The following is a 15,751-nucleotide window of genomic DNA, read 5'->3' on the forward strand; positions in this document are numbered from 1 at the left end:
TATTGGAGGTATTCAAATGGTTAAAGTTTATTATGATGATTCAGTAGAAAAAAATGCATTGGAAGGAAAAACAATTGCGGTTGTAGGTTACGGCTCACAAGGTCATGCCCATGCACAAAACTTACGCGATAATGGGAACAAAGTCGTTATCGGTGTACGTGAAGGAAAATCAGCGCAAAAAGCCCGCGAAGATGGTTTTGAAGTCTTTCCAGTATCAGAAGCAACGAAAAAAGCGGATGTAATCATGATTTTAGCACCAGATGAAATACAAGGAGCCCTTTATGAAAATGAAATTGCGCCAAACTTAGAAGCGGGAAATGCCCTAGCTTTTGCACATGGCTTTAATATTCATTTTGATGTTGTTCACCCACCAAAAGATGTGGATGTCTTCTTAGTTGCCCCTAAAGGACCAGGTCATCTTGTTCGTCGTACTTTTGTGGATGGCTTTGCTGTTCCTTCATTATTTGCGGTCCAACAAGATGCTACCGGCAATGCGCGTGATATTGCCTTATCTTATGCTAAAGGAATCGGTTCAACACGTGTTGGGGTGTTAGAAACGACCTTTAAAGAAGAAACAGAAACCGACCTATTTGGTGAACAAGCTGTCCTATGTGGTGGTTTAACAAGCATGATTGAAGCTGGTTTTGAAACCTTAGTGGAAGCAGGCTATCAACCAGAACTAGCTTACTTTGAAGTGTGTCATGAAATGAAATTGATTGTAGACCTTATCTATGAAGGTGGCTTTGATAAAATGCGTCAATCTATTTCAAATACAGCAGAATATGGGGACTATGTATCAGGTCCACGCGTCATTACAGAACAAACAAAAGCGAATATGAAAGCTGTTTTAGCAGATATCCAAAATGGTTCCTTTGCCAAAGGTTTTGTTGAAGATAACAAAGCTGGTTTACCTAAATTTAAAGAAATGCGCGCGAAAAATGCAGGTCATCCAATTGAAGAAGTGGGCGCGAAACTACGTAAGATGATGCCATTTGTGCAAAATCCAAACGACTAGAAAGTAGGAAGTGAGAGAAGTTGACGCTAATAACCAAAGAATCGGTAGAACAAGCCTACGAGGTACTAAAAGAGGCGGTTAGTCATACCCCTTTGCAACATGATCGCTACCTTTCAGAAAAATATCAAGCAAATGTCTATCTAAAAAGAGAAGATTTACAAAAGGTCCGTTCCTTCAAATTACGAGGGGCTTATTACGCAATCAAAAATCGACCTCAAGCTGAATTAGCAAATGGCGTTGTTTGTGCGAGTGCGGGTAATCATGCACAAGGCGTGGCTTATACTTGTAACGAAATCAAAGTTCGAGCAGTCATTTTTATGCCAACAACAACACCAGCACAAAAAATTTCCCAAGTCTCCTTTTTCGGTGGCGACTATGTTGAAATTAAACTAGTGGGGGATACTTTTGATGCCTCCGCTCAAGCAGCCAAAGATTATGCAAAAGAAAATCAAATGGCCTTTATTGATCCGTTTGATGATGTAGATATCATTGCTGGACAAGGGACATTGGCTTTAGAAATGATGAATGATTTGGCTGATAAAAATCTAACAGCTGATTATGTCTTAGCAGCTATTGGTGGTGGCGGCTTAATTAGTGGTGTGAGTACTTATGTAAAATCAGTCAGTCCGGATACAAAAGTCATTGGTGTTGAGCCAACGGGAGCGCCTAGTATGCAAGCGGCTTTTGCAACGGGACATCCGGTGAGATTGCCACGTATCGATAAATTCGTTGATGGGGCAGCTGTTCAAGAAGTTGGCCAACATACCTTTGAAATTGCTAAACTTTTTGTTGATCGCCTAATTAGTGTGGATGAAGGCTTGGTTTGTTCCACTATTTTAGATCTTTATAGTAAACAAGCTATCGTAGCAGAACCAGCCGGCGCATTGAGTGTAGCTGCTTTGGAATTGTTGAAAGATGAAATAAAAGGCAAAACGGTCATTTGTGTCATCAGTGGTGGTAATAATGATATTAATCGTATGGCTGAAATTGAAGAGCGAGCTTTGATGTACCAAGGATTAATCAATTATTTTGTGGTAAACTTCCCACAACGACCAGGTGCTTTAAAAGAGTTTGTTACCGAAGTTTTAGGTCCAAATGATGATATTACCTTGTTTGAGTACACGAAAAAAGTCAATCGCGGAACAGGACCGGTTGTCTTGGGCGTTTTATCTAAACAAAAAGAAGATGTTCCCGGTTTATTGGTTAGAATCGAACAATTTGATCCAAACTTCTTGAAATTAAGTGAGCATCCAACTTTGCACACCTTGTTAGTATAATGATAATGCATAAACTAAGAGAAGAAACGATTCTCTTGGTTTATGCTTTTTTTACGATAATCTAAAAATAATAAATAAGAGCATTGCCAGTCAAATTGTGGTAAAATAAAGCTAGACTAGATTAAAGGAGATATACGATGTCTTTTAGTGAAAAAATGTTACAGTCGTTGTCTGATGGTGATTTAGACGGCGCTGATTTATTATTACAACAAGCCTTAACCCATGATGAATTACCTGTATTAATTGAGTTGGGTGAAGTATTAATTGAAAAAGGATTCTTGATTGAGGCTAAGGAAGTCTTTTTAGATTTAGTGGAGCGTCAAATACCTGAAAAAGATTTGGTATTAACCTATTTGGCTGAAATTGCAATTGAAGAAGATGATTACGAAAGCGCCTTTGAATACTTAGACCAAATCAAAGAGACGAGCGAATATTATCCACGCGCACTCTTTATGATGGCCGATGCTTACCAAGCGATTGGATTTATCGAAGTAAGTCTGGCTAAATTACAAGAGTTGCTTGCTTTATTGCCTGATGATGAAACCGTTCAATTTGCCTATGCAGAAATTGCTTTGTTAGCCAATAAATTGACGCTAGCGCAAAATATGTATGAACTTTTATTAGATGCTGGCTATACGGAATTTTCTAATGTGTCAATTTTAGAGCGTTTAGCGACCACACTTGCACATCAAGGGAAGTTTGAAGAGGCTTTAGACTACTATAAAGAAGCTTATCGCCACAAGAAGAATGATCAAATCCTATTAAACTTAGCTCGTTTGAATCAACAAATGCATGAAATGGATGAAGCGATTATCTATTATGAAGAGCTAATCAAAGAAAATCCGAATATTAAAGAGGCTTATCTAGAGTTAGCGGATATCTATGTTCATGAACAACAGCCAGTAAAAGCAGCGCAATTATTGGAACAAGCGATTAAAGAGAATCCGTATTATGTGCATTTTTACTTACATTTGGCTGAAGTGCTAGAAGAGTTGGAAGACTATCAAAAAGCCAACCTTTATCTGAATCAAGCGCTCTTATTAGATGAAGAGGAAGATAGTGTGCTGACTGCTCTAGCTAAAAACGCCTTTTATCAAGGAGAATATGAGCAAACATTGCACTATTTTGAACGAATCGAAAATGCCTATCAAGGCGAATTACTTTGGATGGTTGCTCGAATCTATAATGAAGAGGAAGAGTTCGAAAAGGCAGCCCATTACTATGAAATGGCTTTAGAAGAAATGCAAGAAGTTCCTGAATTTATTCGCGATTATTGTTACTTTTTACGTGATGAAGGTCGCTTAAAAGAGGCATTGGCATTACTTGAGAGTCATTTAGCCAAAGAAATACATGATGAATCTTTACACCAACTCTATGATGAATTAAAACAAAGCGATTGGGATTACTAATAAAGAAGGTGAAGCAAATGGCAATCACATTGGCACAAAAGAAGAATTTTCTGGCTTGGTTTGTTACGAGTCAATCATTTACACGTCGCGAAGTTTCATGGTTAGTCAATTATTTAATTAGTCACGAAGCCATTTTAGAAAACGTCCACTTCGTTGAAAAAGCAGAGGTAACACCAAGAGGATTAGTCATTCAAACAGCGGATTATTCTGATACGCCCATTCTTTTATATAAGGAAAAGATTGAATTTGCAGATGTGGATCAGATTTTCCATGAGATTCGTTTCCATTGGCAAGAGGATTTGTATTTAGAATGTCGGTTTAAAGATGCCTGGCAAGAAGCCATTTATCTGGGTGTTTTGGAAGATAATCCCTATGCTAGTTGGAACGAAACCTTAGATCCACAATTTGATCGCCAAGTAGAAGATTACTTTAATGAATTAGCAAGGGAAAGTCAGAAGAAGGAGTTATTGTTACGAATCAATTTAGCATTGGAAGAAAATGATCAAGCAACCTTTGCTCAATTATCTTCTGAATTAAAAGCATTAAGTTAACAAAAAGGCCACAGCATTTGTTTTGAGCTGTGGCCTTATTTTTATTTATTTTTCTTTAGCACGGTTTTTTTCGGTCTAAGATAAGTAAATCCTTCGCCAATCACTTCATGAACATTGATAATAGAAATAAAGGCTTTTTCATCCACTTCATGAATCATTCGCTTAATGGCAGGTAATTCTCTAACGCCGACTACCATATAAATGATATCTTTTTGGACTTTCGAGTAAGCTCCTTCTCCTTTAATATAAGTAATTCCGCGCATCACGTTAGCCATCAAATATTCAGTGATTTCATTGCTTTTATCTGAAACGACTAAAATTCCTTTTTCAGAATAACCACCATTGATGACTGCTTCAACGACACGAGAGAAGACGAAGCTAAAAATCAAAGTATAAATCATGCGGTGTAAATCAACATAAGTCAAGGAAGCAACTAAGACTACCACATCAAATCCAAAAAGCCCACGTCCTAAGGGAATCCCAAAGTTTTTATCTAAAATTCTCGCAACGATATCACTACCACCAGTGGTTCCACCCACGCGATAGATAATCCCGCTACCAAAACCCATTACAATCCCAGCAACGAGTGCGACAATTAATAAGTCATGATCTAAATCAATTACAATTGGAATTTTTTGCCAGAAATCTAACCAGAAAGAAACACCAAAAATACCAAAAATTGTATAAATTAATGTTTGACGTCCTAGAATCTTGCCACCTAACAATACAATAGGAATATTTAATAACAAGTTTGTGATAGCAGGATTATAATTAAATAAAGCTTTTAAAATCAAGGTAATCCCTGCGATACCACCTTCAGCTAATTTGTTAGGAATGTTAAAAAAAACAAGACCAAAACTAAAAATAGCTGTTCCTAAAATAATGACAAAGATATCAAAAAACACTTTCCAAGATAAATTCTTTTGCATTCGAATACCTCCCCTAAAATTTACTCAACGATATTAATGTAGCAGAAACAACCATGAAATACAATAAATGTGTTAAAAAATACTGAAAAATAAGTAAATCTCTCATTTTCTAGTTTTTGATTGTTGCTAGTCAAAATGTAAACTTATGTTATAATGATTACGGACTTACTGAAAAACGTATGAAACGAATAGAAAGGAAGTAGCAATGCGAATAAATAACTTACCTCAAGAGTTTAAAAAAGCATTACCAGTTATTGACAAACTGAATCAAGCAGGCTATGAGGCATATTTTGTTGGCGGCAGTGTCCGTGATTGCATCTTAAACTTACCGATTCATGATGTTGATATCGCCACTAGTGCTTTTCCGGCTGAAATTAAAGAGGTCTTTGAAAAAACAATTGATGTTGGCATTGAGCATGGTACGGTTTTAGTTTTGCATCAAGATGAAAGCTATGAAATTACCACTTTTCGTACAGAATCGACCTATCAAGATTATCGTCGACCAGATCATGTGGATTTTGTTCGTAGTTTAGAAGAAGATTTAAAACGACGTGATTTTACGATTAATGCATTAGCCCTAAATGCCCAAGGCCAGATTATTGATTTGTTCCATGGACTAGAAGATTTACAAAATAAAAGATTAAAAGCAGTGGGGATTGCTGCTGAACGCTTTCAAGAAGATGCTTTGCGGATGATGCGTGGCTTACGATTTGTTTCGCAATTAGGCTTTGATTTAGAAGAAAAGACGCAAGCAGCTATTACGACGCATGCCCCATTATTAAGTAAAATTTCAGTTGAACGAATTTGTATTGAGTTTGAAAAATTATTATTAGGCCAAAATGTACAACAAGCTTTCCAATTATTTATTGCCACGGATTGTTTTAAATACTGTCCAGAACTGTCAGATAAACGGCATCTTTTACGACAAATGAGTGAAATTTTACGTTTTCCAATTGAGGATTTATCGGTGGCTTGGGGGTTATTAATCGATCAAATAGCCATTGACAGCAAACATCAAAAAGCATTTTTAAAAGAATGGAAGCTATCCAATCAGAGAATACATGAAGTACTACTTTTACGTGAGGCGCTAGAAATAATCAAACAACGACCATTGGATGTCTTGGATTATTATCAATTGAATGAAACTTGTTTGACTCAACTTTTCTATATTGCTCCGTTTTATGATTTAGCCTTATCAAAAGAAAGTTTGCTGAATCAATATCGTTTGCTTGTCATTCATTCGCTCAAAGATTTAGCAATTAATGGGAATGATTTAATGCGAGCTTTGAACCGACGTGGTGGCTTATGGTTAAAAGAAACCCTTGCACACTGTGAGCGAGCCGTCCTATTAAAAGAAGTGGCTAATGAACGTGAGGCATTGCTAAATTATGCCCAAGAGTTTGTGAATTTGCGTAATAAGACTGCTGACTAAGAATTTTCTTATATTTTGCTTTGTTATCTATCAATGACTATAAAAAGATAAAAAATACCGAATTATCACATTTGTAATCTTTATTTATTTTAAATAAAAATTATTTTCTAAAAATCGTTTTTTTGTGAAGATTGCACGTTGTTTACGTTTTCTAAAACCTATGCTAAACTAACAGTGTAAGAACTTTCAGATAGCGCTTTTTTGGTGCTGTCTTTTAATTGAAGGAGTGACCTTTTTATGGCAAGAGAAATGAAAGCACTAAAATTTTTATTTAGAAATGGTGAAACATGGACGATTGAACGCCGTCATATTGGCGATTTGTGGATTAAACAAATCACTACAAGCTATGGTCGTATCAATGGTAGTGAATTTGTAGAAATCCATCCATGTGCCGGTTTCAAGATTGAAATCTATCCTGAAGCTGATAATGTGGCAACAACGGATATCAACTTAGGCGGTCTTGAACTTGGTATGTTTGATCGCGCTTTAAAATATGAAGATATTGAAAGAATGGAAATTATCTATCGTGCTGGTACGCCAGATATTGTTTACTTCCCATATGAAGATAAAGATGGCGACGGTTTAGATAACGTACATCAATCAACAAAAGTTAGTGAAAAGAATGGTTGTCTATATATTGTTATTGATCCAACTAAAAATGTTGATGACGTTTATGGCGCAAACTTCTAATAGTTTTTTAAAAGAGGGGGCAAGTACTCCTCTTTTTTTTGTGCGAACAAGGATTCTTGGACTAGACAATTCAATAAAAAATTGGTTAAATGGAATCGTTACTTCTTTTAGAAAGGATGAAGCATTTGAAGAAAAAACACAGTCTAGGTGCAACGATTCTTCTAATCATTATTGTAGGAATATGGTATGTCTTTTTTGACCAACCAAGTCAAACCACATCTAATAATCATCAAGTGGAAGTTACGCAAACGACCAAAGCCCAAAATATTGATAATACGGATCAAATTCCTATCTTTAGTGGGGAAATGGTACTGCAAGTCAATCACAATCAGCCGACTTTTAGCAAAGCAGACTTGTCCTTAAAAAATGGGAGTTGGCAAACTTTTAGTGATTTGGACCGGTTAAATCGTGTTGGTGTGGCCAATGCGATGTTAGGAAAAGATTTACTGCCTCATGAAAAACGTGGCGACATCTCAAAAGTGTATCCAACCGGTTGGAAGCAAAAGAAAATGAGTAATGGTGAGTTTCTTTATAATCGCTCCCATTTAATCGCCCATCAATTAACGGGTGAGGATGCCAACTGGAAGAATTTATTTACTGGCACAGAGTTAATGAATCAAGAGTATATGACGATTTATGAACAGCAGGTAGCCAGCTATGTGAAGAATACTGGCAATCATGTTCGCTATCAAGTGAAGCCTATTTTTGTTGGCGATGAACTTGTTTGTCGAGGCGTAGAAATGCAAGCGAAGAGCATTGAAACAGATGAAATTAGCTATCATGTCTTTATCTATAATGCTGAAAAAGGCTATGAAATTAATTATTTGACCGGCGTGGCTAAGAAAGCCTCTTAAAATTTCGAGCGTCAAGTAAAATTACTTAACATTTTTTTAGAAAAAGACTAGCATTCTTTCTTTAAACATGGTATGATAATTCAGTCTGAGAGATTTCTTAGAGTATTCAAGTACGAGGAGGGAATAACATGCGCGTAAACATTACTTTAGAATGTACTTCATGTAAAGAACGTAACTACTTAACAAGCAAAAATAAACGTAACAATCCAGATCGTTTAGAAAAGCAAAAATATTGCCCACGTGAAAGAAAAGTTACTTTACACCGTGAAACAAAATAATTGAAGTAAGCTGGGATGGGTTAAACCATTCTAGCTTTTTTTCTTTTTTAAGGGTATGATAAGCACAAAAGGTTGGTGAACAAATGGAAAAGAAAGCCTTAAGACAACAAGTATTGCAGCGTTTAAGTCAATTAAGGGAGTGCACGACTGAAAAAAAACAACGTCAAGCAGCGATTTATCAAGAACTATTTGCTCATCCTAAATGGCAAGCAGCTACTTGTATTGGCATGATTCGCTCAACGGATTTAGAATTAGATACCAAACCTATCATGCAACAAGCTTTTCTAGAAGGAAAAAAAGTAGTCGTACCAAAAAGTTTGGCAAATCACCAAATGATTTTTTATCAAGTAACTGAAAAGACAGACTACTACGTGACAAAATTTGGGGTAGAAGAACCGCATAGTAGTCATGAAGTTACAGCTGAACAAATTGATTTATTAATTGTACCGGGAGTCGTCTTTCGTAAAGATGGTTATCGGATTGGCTATGGTGGAGGTTATTTTGATTGTTACTTAGCAAATTACCCTCATGATACATTGAGCTTAGTATTTAAAGAGCAGCTTAATGAAAATTGGCAGGCAGATGATTATGATGTGCCAGTTAGTGAACTCATTATAGGTTGAGAGGTGAAGAAATGTTAGAAAAATATAAAAACGGTCCTTTTATTACTTACACCTTATTTGCGATTCAAGTAGTCGTATTCTTATTGGAGTACCTTTTACCAGTGAAGCAATTAGGTAGCATGTATGGTCCACTTGTTGCCTACTTACATGAATATTGGCGTTTTGTTACCCCAATTTTTATTCACTATGGCTTGATGCACATTGTCTTTAATTCAGTGGTTTTATATTATATGGGACAACAGCTTGAAGCGATTTATGGGCATTGGCGTTTCCTAGCCATTTATTTATTGAGCGGGATTTTAGGTAATATGACGAGTTTTGCCTTTAATCAGGTAAACGTCTCATCTGCTGGGGCTTCTACTGCTTTATTTGGGGTATTTGGGGCATTTGTGGCGATGGGCATGCACTTTAAGCACTATCCTGGCTTTAAAGAACTAACGCAACAATATTTAATTTTAATCGGAATCAATCTTGCATTTGGCTTAGTAGGAAACGGCATTGATATCTTTGGACACATTGGCGGGGTGCTAGGAGGCTTCGTTTTAGGGCAAACGATTGCGGTGCCTTATCAAAAAGACAGCTATCGAAAATCTATACAAGTATTATTTGGTTTAATTTTTGTCTTTTTATGCATTTTTTGCTTATTATATGGTTTCAAAAAATATCAATTGCTAGTATAATGGAAAGGTAGTGTGTCAGGTGAAAACTTTGTATGATGTGCAACAGTTGCTTAAACAGTTTGGCATTTATGTCTATGTAGGTAAGCGGATTTATGATATCGAGTTAATGAGCATGGAAGTGAAACAGTTATTTGACAGCCATCTGATTGACAAGGAAACTTATCTGACTGCATGGGCGATATTAAAACGCGAACACACACTTGAGGAAAGTAGAGGAGATGAATTTAAATGGCCAAAAAAATAATCGGGATTGACCTAGGTGGTACCACGGTTAAATTTGCAATTTTAACATTAACAGGGGAAATCCAACAAAAATGGAGTATCCCAACGAATATCTTGGACGAAGGTAGCCATATCGTACCAGATATTATTGAATCAATTAATCATCATTTATCTTTATATGACTTAAAACCAAGTGACTTTATCGGTATCGGTATGGGGACTCCAGGTAGCGTTGATCGTGAAGCTGGTACGGTCATCGGTGCTTACAACTTAAACTGGAAAGCATTACAACCAGTTCGTGAACAAATCGAAAAAGGAACTGGCATTAAGTTTACTTTAGATAATGATGCCAATGTTGCGGCTTTAGGTGAACGTTGGCAAGGTGCCGGTGATAATAATCCAGATGTTGTGTTCGTCACACTAGGAACAGGTGTTGGCGGCGGTGTGATTATGGATGGCAATCTATTACACGGAAAAGCTGGTTGTGCTGGCGAAATCGGCCACGTAACAGTTGATCCACACGGCTTTGAATGTACTTGTGGTAAGAAAGGTTGTCTAGAAACAGTTTCATCTGCTACAGGTGTTGTTCGTGTTGCACGTAAATTAGCTGAAGAATATGCTGGTGATTCAGAATTAAAACGTCGCTTGGATGATGGCCAAGATATCACAAGTAAGGATGTCTTTGAATTAGCCAACGATAATGATCCATTAGCCTTAAAAGTAGTGGACCAAGTTTGTTACTATCTTGGTTTAGCTTTGGGTAATATCGGAAATACACTTAATCCAGCAAGCATCGTGATTGGCGGCGGCGTTTCAGCAGCTGGTGAATTTTTACGCAGTCGTGTTGAAAAATACTTCCGTGAATTTTCTTTCCCACAAGTACGTCAAAGTACAGAAATTAAATTAGCGCAATTGGGTAATGATGCTGGTGTAATTGGCGCTGCATCTTTAGCCTTACAATTTATTGAAAGTGTGAAAGAGGTCTAATCAATGTCAGTTTTATTTTGGGTAAATATCATATTACTTGCTATCTTAATAGCGTTGATTTTGAATTGGGCGTACTATAAATATATGGCACGTCGATTCGCAACAGTATTAGAAGAAGATGAATTTAAAGAAGGAATGCGTAAAGCACAAATTATTGATGTACGCGAAAAAAATGAATTTGATAGCGGACATATTTTAGGTGCGCGTAGTATTCCTTATCCAATGTTGATGCAATCTTTGGCTAGCATTCGTAAAGACCAACCTGTATATCTTTATGACACCCGTACAGCTTTAAGTACCCGAGCTGCTAAAAAATTACGCAAAAACGGCTACAACAATATCTTTATTTTAAAAGACGGTTTTGAAGGCTGGACAGGCAAAACTAAAGGAAAGAAATACGAATAAAAAAAGACGGTTTGTCGTAAATGACAAACCGCTTTTTTTAGAGATTATCGATCGCCTCAGACGGTGTTCGAAGGATAGCTACCTCGCATCTAAGCCGGCCTGTCTAGGAAAATCTTTAAACATGATGGATTTTCCTGCCATTCCGGATAAATTTAGCTTTCTCGGTATCAATCAACTAAATACTCGGAAAATTCACCCTCCTGCTTAAGAAAATCTCCTTTCATCCGATTTTCTTAGCAGTAGGTAACACATGAATTTTCTCGTATTTGACCAAGTTGATTGATAACCTTTTGCTTGTAGCTGGTCGCCCCTTCTTACAACCTTTATCGTGCAAAGCTTTTTCGGTGTGCGCGACGTCGTTTTTCTTCTAATTCTTTTTCCTTTTCTTCCATTGGTTCAATATAAACTTTTTTCACCAATTTCGCAGTACCTAATGCAGCTAAAACAGTTGCTGCAGTACCTGTTAAAAATCCACTAAAAAATTTTTTCATTGCAATCACCTCATTTATTTCCTAGCTCTATTATAACAAAAGATAATATATAACTCCATTTATATCTCATGAATTTAACAAAAAATGAAAGCCTTTAATTTTTTTGATAGAAAGCTATTGAAAATATTTAGTAAATAAACTATAATAAATTTACTAAAACTTTTATAAGTGAGGCGTTCATAATGGAAAATGAATTAAAAGCAATCTTTACTGAACAATTTGGCGTTGCACCAACTGGAAGTTACTTTGCACCAGGTCGAATTAATTTGATTGGTGAGCATACGGACTATAATGGTGGACATGTTTTTCCAGCTTCTATTACAATCGGAACATATGGTCAAGCGCGCAAACGAGACGATCAAAAAATCCGCTTATATTCTGCCAACTTCCCAGAAAAAGGGATTATTGAATTTGAATTAGCAGATTTAAGCTATCAAAAAGTGCATGATTGGGCTAATTATCCTAAAGGGGTAGTGAAGTTCTTAATCGAAGCTGGCGGTAACATTGACTCAGGTTTTGAAATTGCCTATAACGGAAATATTCCAAACGGTGCGGGGCTTTCTTCCTCTGCATCGATTGAGTTATTAACCGGAGTCATTTTACGTGATTTATTTGATTTGCCATTTGAAATGATAGATTTAGTAAAAATTGGTAAAAAAGTTGAAAATAAATTTATCGGTGTGAATTCAGGTATTATGGATCAGTTCGCTATTGGTATGGGCAAAAAAGATCATGCCTTATTACTAGATACCAATACTTTAGAATATGAAGTGATTCCAGCAGCGTTCGGTGAATATGTAGTAGCGATTATGAACACGAATAAACGTCGAGAATTAGCAGACTCTAAATATAATGAACGTCGCGCTGAATGTGAAGAAGCTTTATCCCGTCTACAAAAGAAATTAGATATTCAATCATTGGGTGATTTAGATGAGGCAACCTTTAATGCCAATACAGATTTAATTGGGGATGAAACCTTAATCAAACGAGCAAAACATGCAGTAACTGAAAATCAAAGAACATTAAAAGCAAAAAATGCATTACAAACTGGAGATTTAGTAAAATTTGGGTTATTATTAAACCAATCACATGAATCTTTGCAATATGATTATGAAGTAACTGGGGTTGAATTAGATACTTTAGTCGCTGCGGCTCAAGCAAATCCTGATGTTTTAGGCGCGCGTATGACAGGTGCTGGTTTCGGTGGTTGCGCGATTGCTTTAGTGAAACAAAGTGCGTTTGATTCCTTTGCCGAAGAAGTCAAACATAAATATCGTGAAGTCGTTGGTTATGATGCCGATATTTATTTAGCGAAGATTGATGATGGTGCACGTAAATTAAGTAAATAAGTTAAGGGTGAAAGAATCATGTCAATTTTAGTTTTAGGTGGGGCAGGCTATATCGGTTCACATGCTGTAGATCAATTAATAAATAAGGGTTATCAAGTGGTGGTTGTTGATAATTTATTAACTGGTCACCGTCAAGCTGTACACAAAGATGCTACTTTTTATGAAGGCGATATCCGTGATAAAGCATTTTTAAATCAAGTGTTTGAAAAAGAAAGTATTGATGCAGTCGTGCACTTTGCAGCTAGTTCTTTAGTTGGTGAATCGGTTGAAAATCCATTAAAATACTTTAATAACAATGTTTACGGTATGCAAATTTTACTTGAAGTGATGGAAGCACATGATGTGAAGAAAATCGTCTTCTCTTCAACAGCAGCTACATATGGTGAGCCTAAAGAAAGTCCGATTACTGAAGAAACACCAACCAATCCGAAAAATCCATATGGTGAAAGTAAGTTAATGATGGAAAAAATGATGAAATGGGCCGATAACGCTTATGGCATGAAATATGTTGCTTTGCGCTACTTTAATGTCGCTGGGGCTAAAAGTGATGCAAGTATTGGTGAAGATCATACGCCAGAAACACATTTGGTACCTATCATTTTACAAGTCGCTTTAGGTCAACGCAAAGAATTAAAAATCTTTGGTGATGATTATCCAACACCAGATGGTACTTGTATTCGTGATTATGTACAAGTGGAAGATTTAATCGCGGCCCATATTTTAGCGCTTGAATACCTAAATGCTGGTAATGAAAGCAACTTCTTTAACCTTGGTAGTAATCAAGGATATTCAGTAAAAGAGATGTTAGAAGCTGCTCGCAAGGTAACGGGGAAAGAAATTCCTGCTACGATTGCCCCAAGAAGAGCGGGTGATCCAAGCACTTTAGTAGCATCAAGTGAAAAAGCAAAGAAAATTTTAGGCTGGCAACCACAATACACAGATATCGAAAAAATTATTGAGACTGCGTGGAATTGGCATGTTTCCCATCCACATGGTTACGACGACAAAAAATAACGAGTGTTAAGCGATAATCTATTTTAGGTTATCGCTTTACTAAATAGAAGGTGAAAAGATGTCAATTAGTCAAGTGATTACTGATTTTACAACAATTGCCATTCAAGCAGGTGGCTGGATGGAAATGGACAGAATTTATGTACAAAACCGATTATTGCATTTAATCGGTGAAGACGCGTTAGAAAATACCCAAGTGCGCCCGGTAACACAATCTTCTTTGGAGTTATTGGATCAATTATTAGAACGAGCTTTAACAAATCAGGTCATTGAAAATAGCCAAAGCGAAAAAGAACAGTTAACAGCACAGATAATGGACTTTTTAACGCCACCGCCATCTGTTGTGAACGCCTTTTTTGCACAACATTATTCTAAGTCACCAGAAGCGGCAACGGATTATTTTTATCAATTATCTAAGCAAAACGATTATATTAAAACGCGTGATATTGCTAAAAATATTGTTTACACCGCACCTACAGAATATGGGAATTTAGAGATTACGATTAATTTATCTAAACCAGAAAAAGATCCTAAAGACATTGCGAAGGCGCGTGAAGTTCAGTCTGTGAGCTATCCGAAATGTATGCTTTGTATGGAAAATGAGGGATATCAAGGTCGCAGTAATTACCCAGCTAGAGCCAATCATCGCATTATCCGTATGAATTTAGATGGCCAAAGTTGGGGATTCCAATACTCGCCATATGCTTATTATAATGAACATTGCATCATCCTTTCTGAAGAACATCGCCCAATGCAAATTAATGAGGCAACGTTTGAAAGACTATTGCGCATCGTTGAAGTATTGCCGCATTATTTTGTCGGTTCGAATGCAGATTTGCCAATTGTGGGTGGTTCGATTTTAACGCATGACCATTATCAAGGAGGCCGCCATGAGTTTCCAATGGCCAAAGCTCCCATTGAAAAAGAAATCAAATTAGAGAAATTTCCGCAAATCAAAGCGGGTATCGTGAAATGGCCAATGTCAGTGATTCGTTTGCAAGGTTTGGAAAAAGAACCTCTCGTGCAAGCTGCGAATGAAATATTAGGCAAATGGCGTGAATATAGTGATGAAAGTGTGCAAGTTGTAGCAGTTACGCCAGATGGTACGCCACATCATACCATTACACCGATAGCTAGAAAACGAGAAGGCTTGTTTGAATTGGATTTAGTATTGCGCGATAATAACGTCTCTGAAGAACATCCAGACGGTATTTTCCATCCACACAAAGAAGTTCATCATATCAAAAAAGAAAATATTGGCTTAATTGAAGTGATGGGCTTGGCAGTCTTACCACCAAGACTAAAAGCAGAATTAGTCGAAGTTGAAAAATATGTGTTAAATCAAGAAAATGAGCTAGCTGATTATCATCGTCCTTGGGTAGATGAAATGAAGAAGAAATATTCATTCACCAAAGATAATGCAACGGAAATCATCCGCCAAGAAGTAGGACAAATTTTCTCACAAGTTTTAGCAGATGCTGGTGTGTTTAAACGTAATGAACAAGGTCAAGCAGCCTTCATGCGCTTCATTCAAACTCTTTAGGAGGG

General features: G+C 36.8%; 18 protein-coding genes. 16 read left to right on the top strand and 2 right to left on the bottom strand.

All coding sequences use genetic code 11. From position 1 onward, the window contains the following. Positions 1-16: 16 nt before the first annotated feature. The 4 genes from ilvC (at position 17) to I567_RS11955 (ending at position 4,252) form a co-directional block, all read left to right on the top strand. The gene (gene ilvC, locus I567_RS11940; protein ID WP_016252461.1) at positions 17-1,015 is read left to right on the top strand and encodes a ketol-acid reductoisomerase; all 999 of its coding nucleotides are present in this window, start codon (positions 17-19) and stop codon (positions 1,013-1,015) included. 20 nt (positions 1,016-1,035) lie between these two features. Continuing rightward, positions 1,036-2,292 (top strand): threonine ammonia-lyase IlvA, encoded by a 1,257-nt coding sequence (gene ilvA / locus I567_RS11945; RefSeq protein ID WP_016252462.1) that lies wholly within the window; start codon positions 1,036-1,038, stop codon positions 2,290-2,292. A gap of 137 nt (positions 2,293-2,429) precedes the next feature. After that, positions 2,430-3,701, top strand: coding sequence for a tetratricopeptide repeat protein (locus tag I567_RS11950; RefSeq protein ID WP_016252463.1), 1,272 nt, complete (start codon positions 2,430-2,432; stop codon positions 3,699-3,701). 17 nt (positions 3,702-3,718) lie between these two features. Continuing rightward, entirely contained in the window at positions 3,719-4,252 is a 534-nt protein-coding gene (locus I567_RS11955; RefSeq protein ID WP_016252464.1) for a ReoY family proteolytic degradation factor, read from the top strand. A 41-nt stretch (positions 4,253-4,293) separates the two neighbouring features. Here I567_RS11955 and I567_RS11960 read toward each other — a convergent pair whose 3' ends face one another. Continuing rightward, positions 4,294-5,181 carry a YitT family protein gene (locus I567_RS11960; RefSeq protein ID WP_016252465.1) on the bottom strand — a complete coding sequence of 296 codons (888 nt, stop codon included), beginning with the start codon at positions 5,179-5,181 and terminating at the stop codon, positions 4,294-4,296. Between the two features lie 205 nt (positions 5,182-5,386). Between I567_RS11960 and I567_RS11965 the strand changes: the two genes are divergently transcribed. From I567_RS11965 to I567_RS12005, 9 genes are all read left to right on the top strand, one after another. After that, positions 5,387-6,613, top strand: a complete 1,227-nt coding sequence (locus I567_RS11965; protein WP_016252466.1) for a CCA tRNA nucleotidyltransferase — start codon at positions 5,387-5,389, stop codon at positions 6,611-6,613. Between the two features lie 237 nt (positions 6,614-6,850). Continuing rightward, positions 6,851-7,303 carry a hypothetical protein gene (locus I567_RS11970; RefSeq protein WP_016252467.1) on the top strand — a complete coding sequence of 151 codons (453 nt, stop codon included), beginning with the start codon at positions 6,851-6,853 and terminating at the stop codon, positions 7,301-7,303. Positions 7,304-7,428: 125 nt separating this feature from the next. Beyond that, on the top strand, positions 7,429-8,157 hold the full coding sequence (locus I567_RS11975) for a DNA/RNA non-specific endonuclease (RefSeq protein ID WP_016252468.1): 729 nt from the start codon (positions 7,429-7,431) through the stop codon (positions 8,155-8,157). 128 nt (positions 8,158-8,285) lie between these two features. Beyond that, positions 8,286-8,435 (top strand): 50S ribosomal protein L33, encoded by a 150-nt coding sequence (gene rpmG / locus I567_RS11980; RefSeq protein WP_002296119.1) that lies wholly within the window; start codon positions 8,286-8,288, stop codon positions 8,433-8,435. Between the two features lie 83 nt (positions 8,436-8,518). Next, complete coding sequence (locus I567_RS11985) at positions 8,519-9,058, top strand: 5-formyltetrahydrofolate cyclo-ligase (protein WP_016252469.1); 540 nt, start codon at positions 8,519-8,521, stop codon at positions 9,056-9,058. An 11-nt stretch (positions 9,059-9,069) separates the two neighbouring features. After that, a complete protein-coding gene (locus I567_RS11990; protein WP_016252470.1) occupies positions 9,070-9,738 on the top strand; it encodes a rhomboid family intramembrane serine protease in 669 nt (222 codons plus the stop codon). A 19-nt stretch (positions 9,739-9,757) separates the two neighbouring features. Next, positions 9,758-9,982, top strand: coding sequence for a YqgQ family protein (locus tag I567_RS11995; RefSeq protein ID WP_018345378.1), 225 nt, complete (start codon positions 9,758-9,760; stop codon positions 9,980-9,982). After that, a complete protein-coding gene (locus tag I567_RS12000) occupies positions 9,967-10,947 on the top strand; it encodes an ROK family glucokinase (protein WP_016252472.1) in 981 nt (326 codons plus the stop codon). Before I567_RS11995 ends, I567_RS12000 begins: the two co-directional genes overlap by 16 nt. 3 nt (positions 10,948-10,950) lie before the next feature. Then, on the top strand, positions 10,951-11,352 hold the full coding sequence (locus I567_RS12005) for a rhodanese-like domain-containing protein (RefSeq protein ID WP_016252473.1): 402 nt from the start codon (positions 10,951-10,953) through the stop codon (positions 11,350-11,352). Between the two features lie 323 nt (positions 11,353-11,675). Here I567_RS12005 and I567_RS12580 read toward each other — a convergent pair whose 3' ends face one another. Beyond that, on the bottom strand, positions 11,676-11,843 hold the full coding sequence (locus I567_RS12580; RefSeq protein ID WP_016252474.1) for a DUF3042 family protein: 168 nt from the start codon (positions 11,841-11,843) through the stop codon (positions 11,676-11,678). A 182-nt stretch (positions 11,844-12,025) separates the two neighbouring features. On the opposite strand from I567_RS12580, the gene I567_RS12010 reads away from it, so the two are divergent. The 3 genes from I567_RS12010 to galT are packed head-to-tail and all read left to right on the top strand — an operon-like array spanning position 12,026 to position 15,746. Beyond that, positions 12,026-13,192, top strand: coding sequence for a galactokinase (locus tag I567_RS12010; RefSeq protein WP_016252475.1), 1,167 nt, complete (start codon positions 12,026-12,028; stop codon positions 13,190-13,192). A gap of 18 nt (positions 13,193-13,210) precedes the next feature. Then, positions 13,211-14,206 carry a UDP-glucose 4-epimerase GalE gene (galE, locus tag I567_RS12015; protein ID WP_016252476.1) on the top strand — a complete coding sequence of 332 codons (996 nt, stop codon included), beginning with the start codon at positions 13,211-13,213 and terminating at the stop codon, positions 14,204-14,206. A 58-nt stretch (positions 14,207-14,264) separates the two neighbouring features. After that, positions 14,265-15,746, top strand: coding sequence for a UDP-glucose--hexose-1-phosphate uridylyltransferase (galT, locus tag I567_RS12020; RefSeq protein ID WP_016252477.1), 1,482 nt, complete (start codon positions 14,265-14,267; stop codon positions 15,744-15,746). Positions 15,747-15,751: the final 5 nt, after the last annotated feature.

Origin of the sequence: Enterococcus cecorum DSM 20682 = ATCC 43198 (assembly GCF_000407565.1) — a bacterium.
Classification (GTDB): Bacteria; Bacillota; Bacilli; order Lactobacillales; family Enterococcaceae; genus Enterococcus_E; species Enterococcus_E cecorum.

What these genes read in the sequence shown, in the direction of transcription:
- ilvC (WP_016252461.1), top strand. Translation starts at nt 17, where the DNA reads ATGGTTAAAGTTTATTATGATGATTCAGTAGAAAAAAATGCATTGGAA.
- I567_RS11950 (WP_016252463.1), top strand. Translation starts at nt 2,430, where the DNA reads ATGTCTTTTAGTGAAAAAATGTTACAGTCGTTGTCTGATGGTGATTTA.
- I567_RS11955 (WP_016252464.1), top strand. Translation starts at nt 3,719, where the DNA reads ATGGCAATCACATTGGCACAAAAGAAGAATTTTCTGGCTTGGTTTGTT.
- I567_RS11960 (WP_016252465.1), bottom strand. Translation starts at nt 5,181, where the DNA reads ATGCAAAAGAATTTATCTTGGAAAGTGTTTTTTGATATCTTTGTCATT.
- I567_RS11965 (WP_016252466.1), top strand. Translation starts at nt 5,387, where the DNA reads ATGCGAATAAATAACTTACCTCAAGAGTTTAAAAAAGCATTACCAGTT.
- I567_RS11970 (WP_016252467.1), top strand. Translation starts at nt 6,851, where the DNA reads ATGGCAAGAGAAATGAAAGCACTAAAATTTTTATTTAGAAATGGTGAA.
- rpmG (WP_002296119.1), top strand. Translation starts at nt 8,286, where the DNA reads ATGCGCGTAAACATTACTTTAGAATGTACTTCATGTAAAGAACGTAAC.
- I567_RS11985 (WP_016252469.1), top strand. Translation starts at nt 8,519, where the DNA reads ATGGAAAAGAAAGCCTTAAGACAACAAGTATTGCAGCGTTTAAGTCAA.
- I567_RS11990 (WP_016252470.1), top strand. Translation starts at nt 9,070, where the DNA reads ATGTTAGAAAAATATAAAAACGGTCCTTTTATTACTTACACCTTATTT.
- I567_RS12000 (WP_016252472.1), top strand. Translation starts at nt 9,967, where the DNA reads ATGGCCAAAAAAATAATCGGGATTGACCTAGGTGGTACCACGGTTAAA.
- I567_RS12005 (WP_016252473.1), top strand. Translation starts at nt 10,951, where the DNA reads ATGTCAGTTTTATTTTGGGTAAATATCATATTACTTGCTATCTTAATA.
- I567_RS12580 (WP_016252474.1), bottom strand. Translation starts at nt 11,843, where the DNA reads ATGAAAAAATTTTTTAGTGGATTTTTAACAGGTACTGCAGCAACTGTT.
- I567_RS12010 (WP_016252475.1), top strand. Translation starts at nt 12,026, where the DNA reads ATGGAAAATGAATTAAAAGCAATCTTTACTGAACAATTTGGCGTTGCA.
- galE (WP_016252476.1), top strand. Translation starts at nt 13,211, where the DNA reads ATGTCAATTTTAGTTTTAGGTGGGGCAGGCTATATCGGTTCACATGCT.
- galT (WP_016252477.1), top strand. Translation starts at nt 14,265, where the DNA reads ATGTCAATTAGTCAAGTGATTACTGATTTTACAACAATTGCCATTCAA.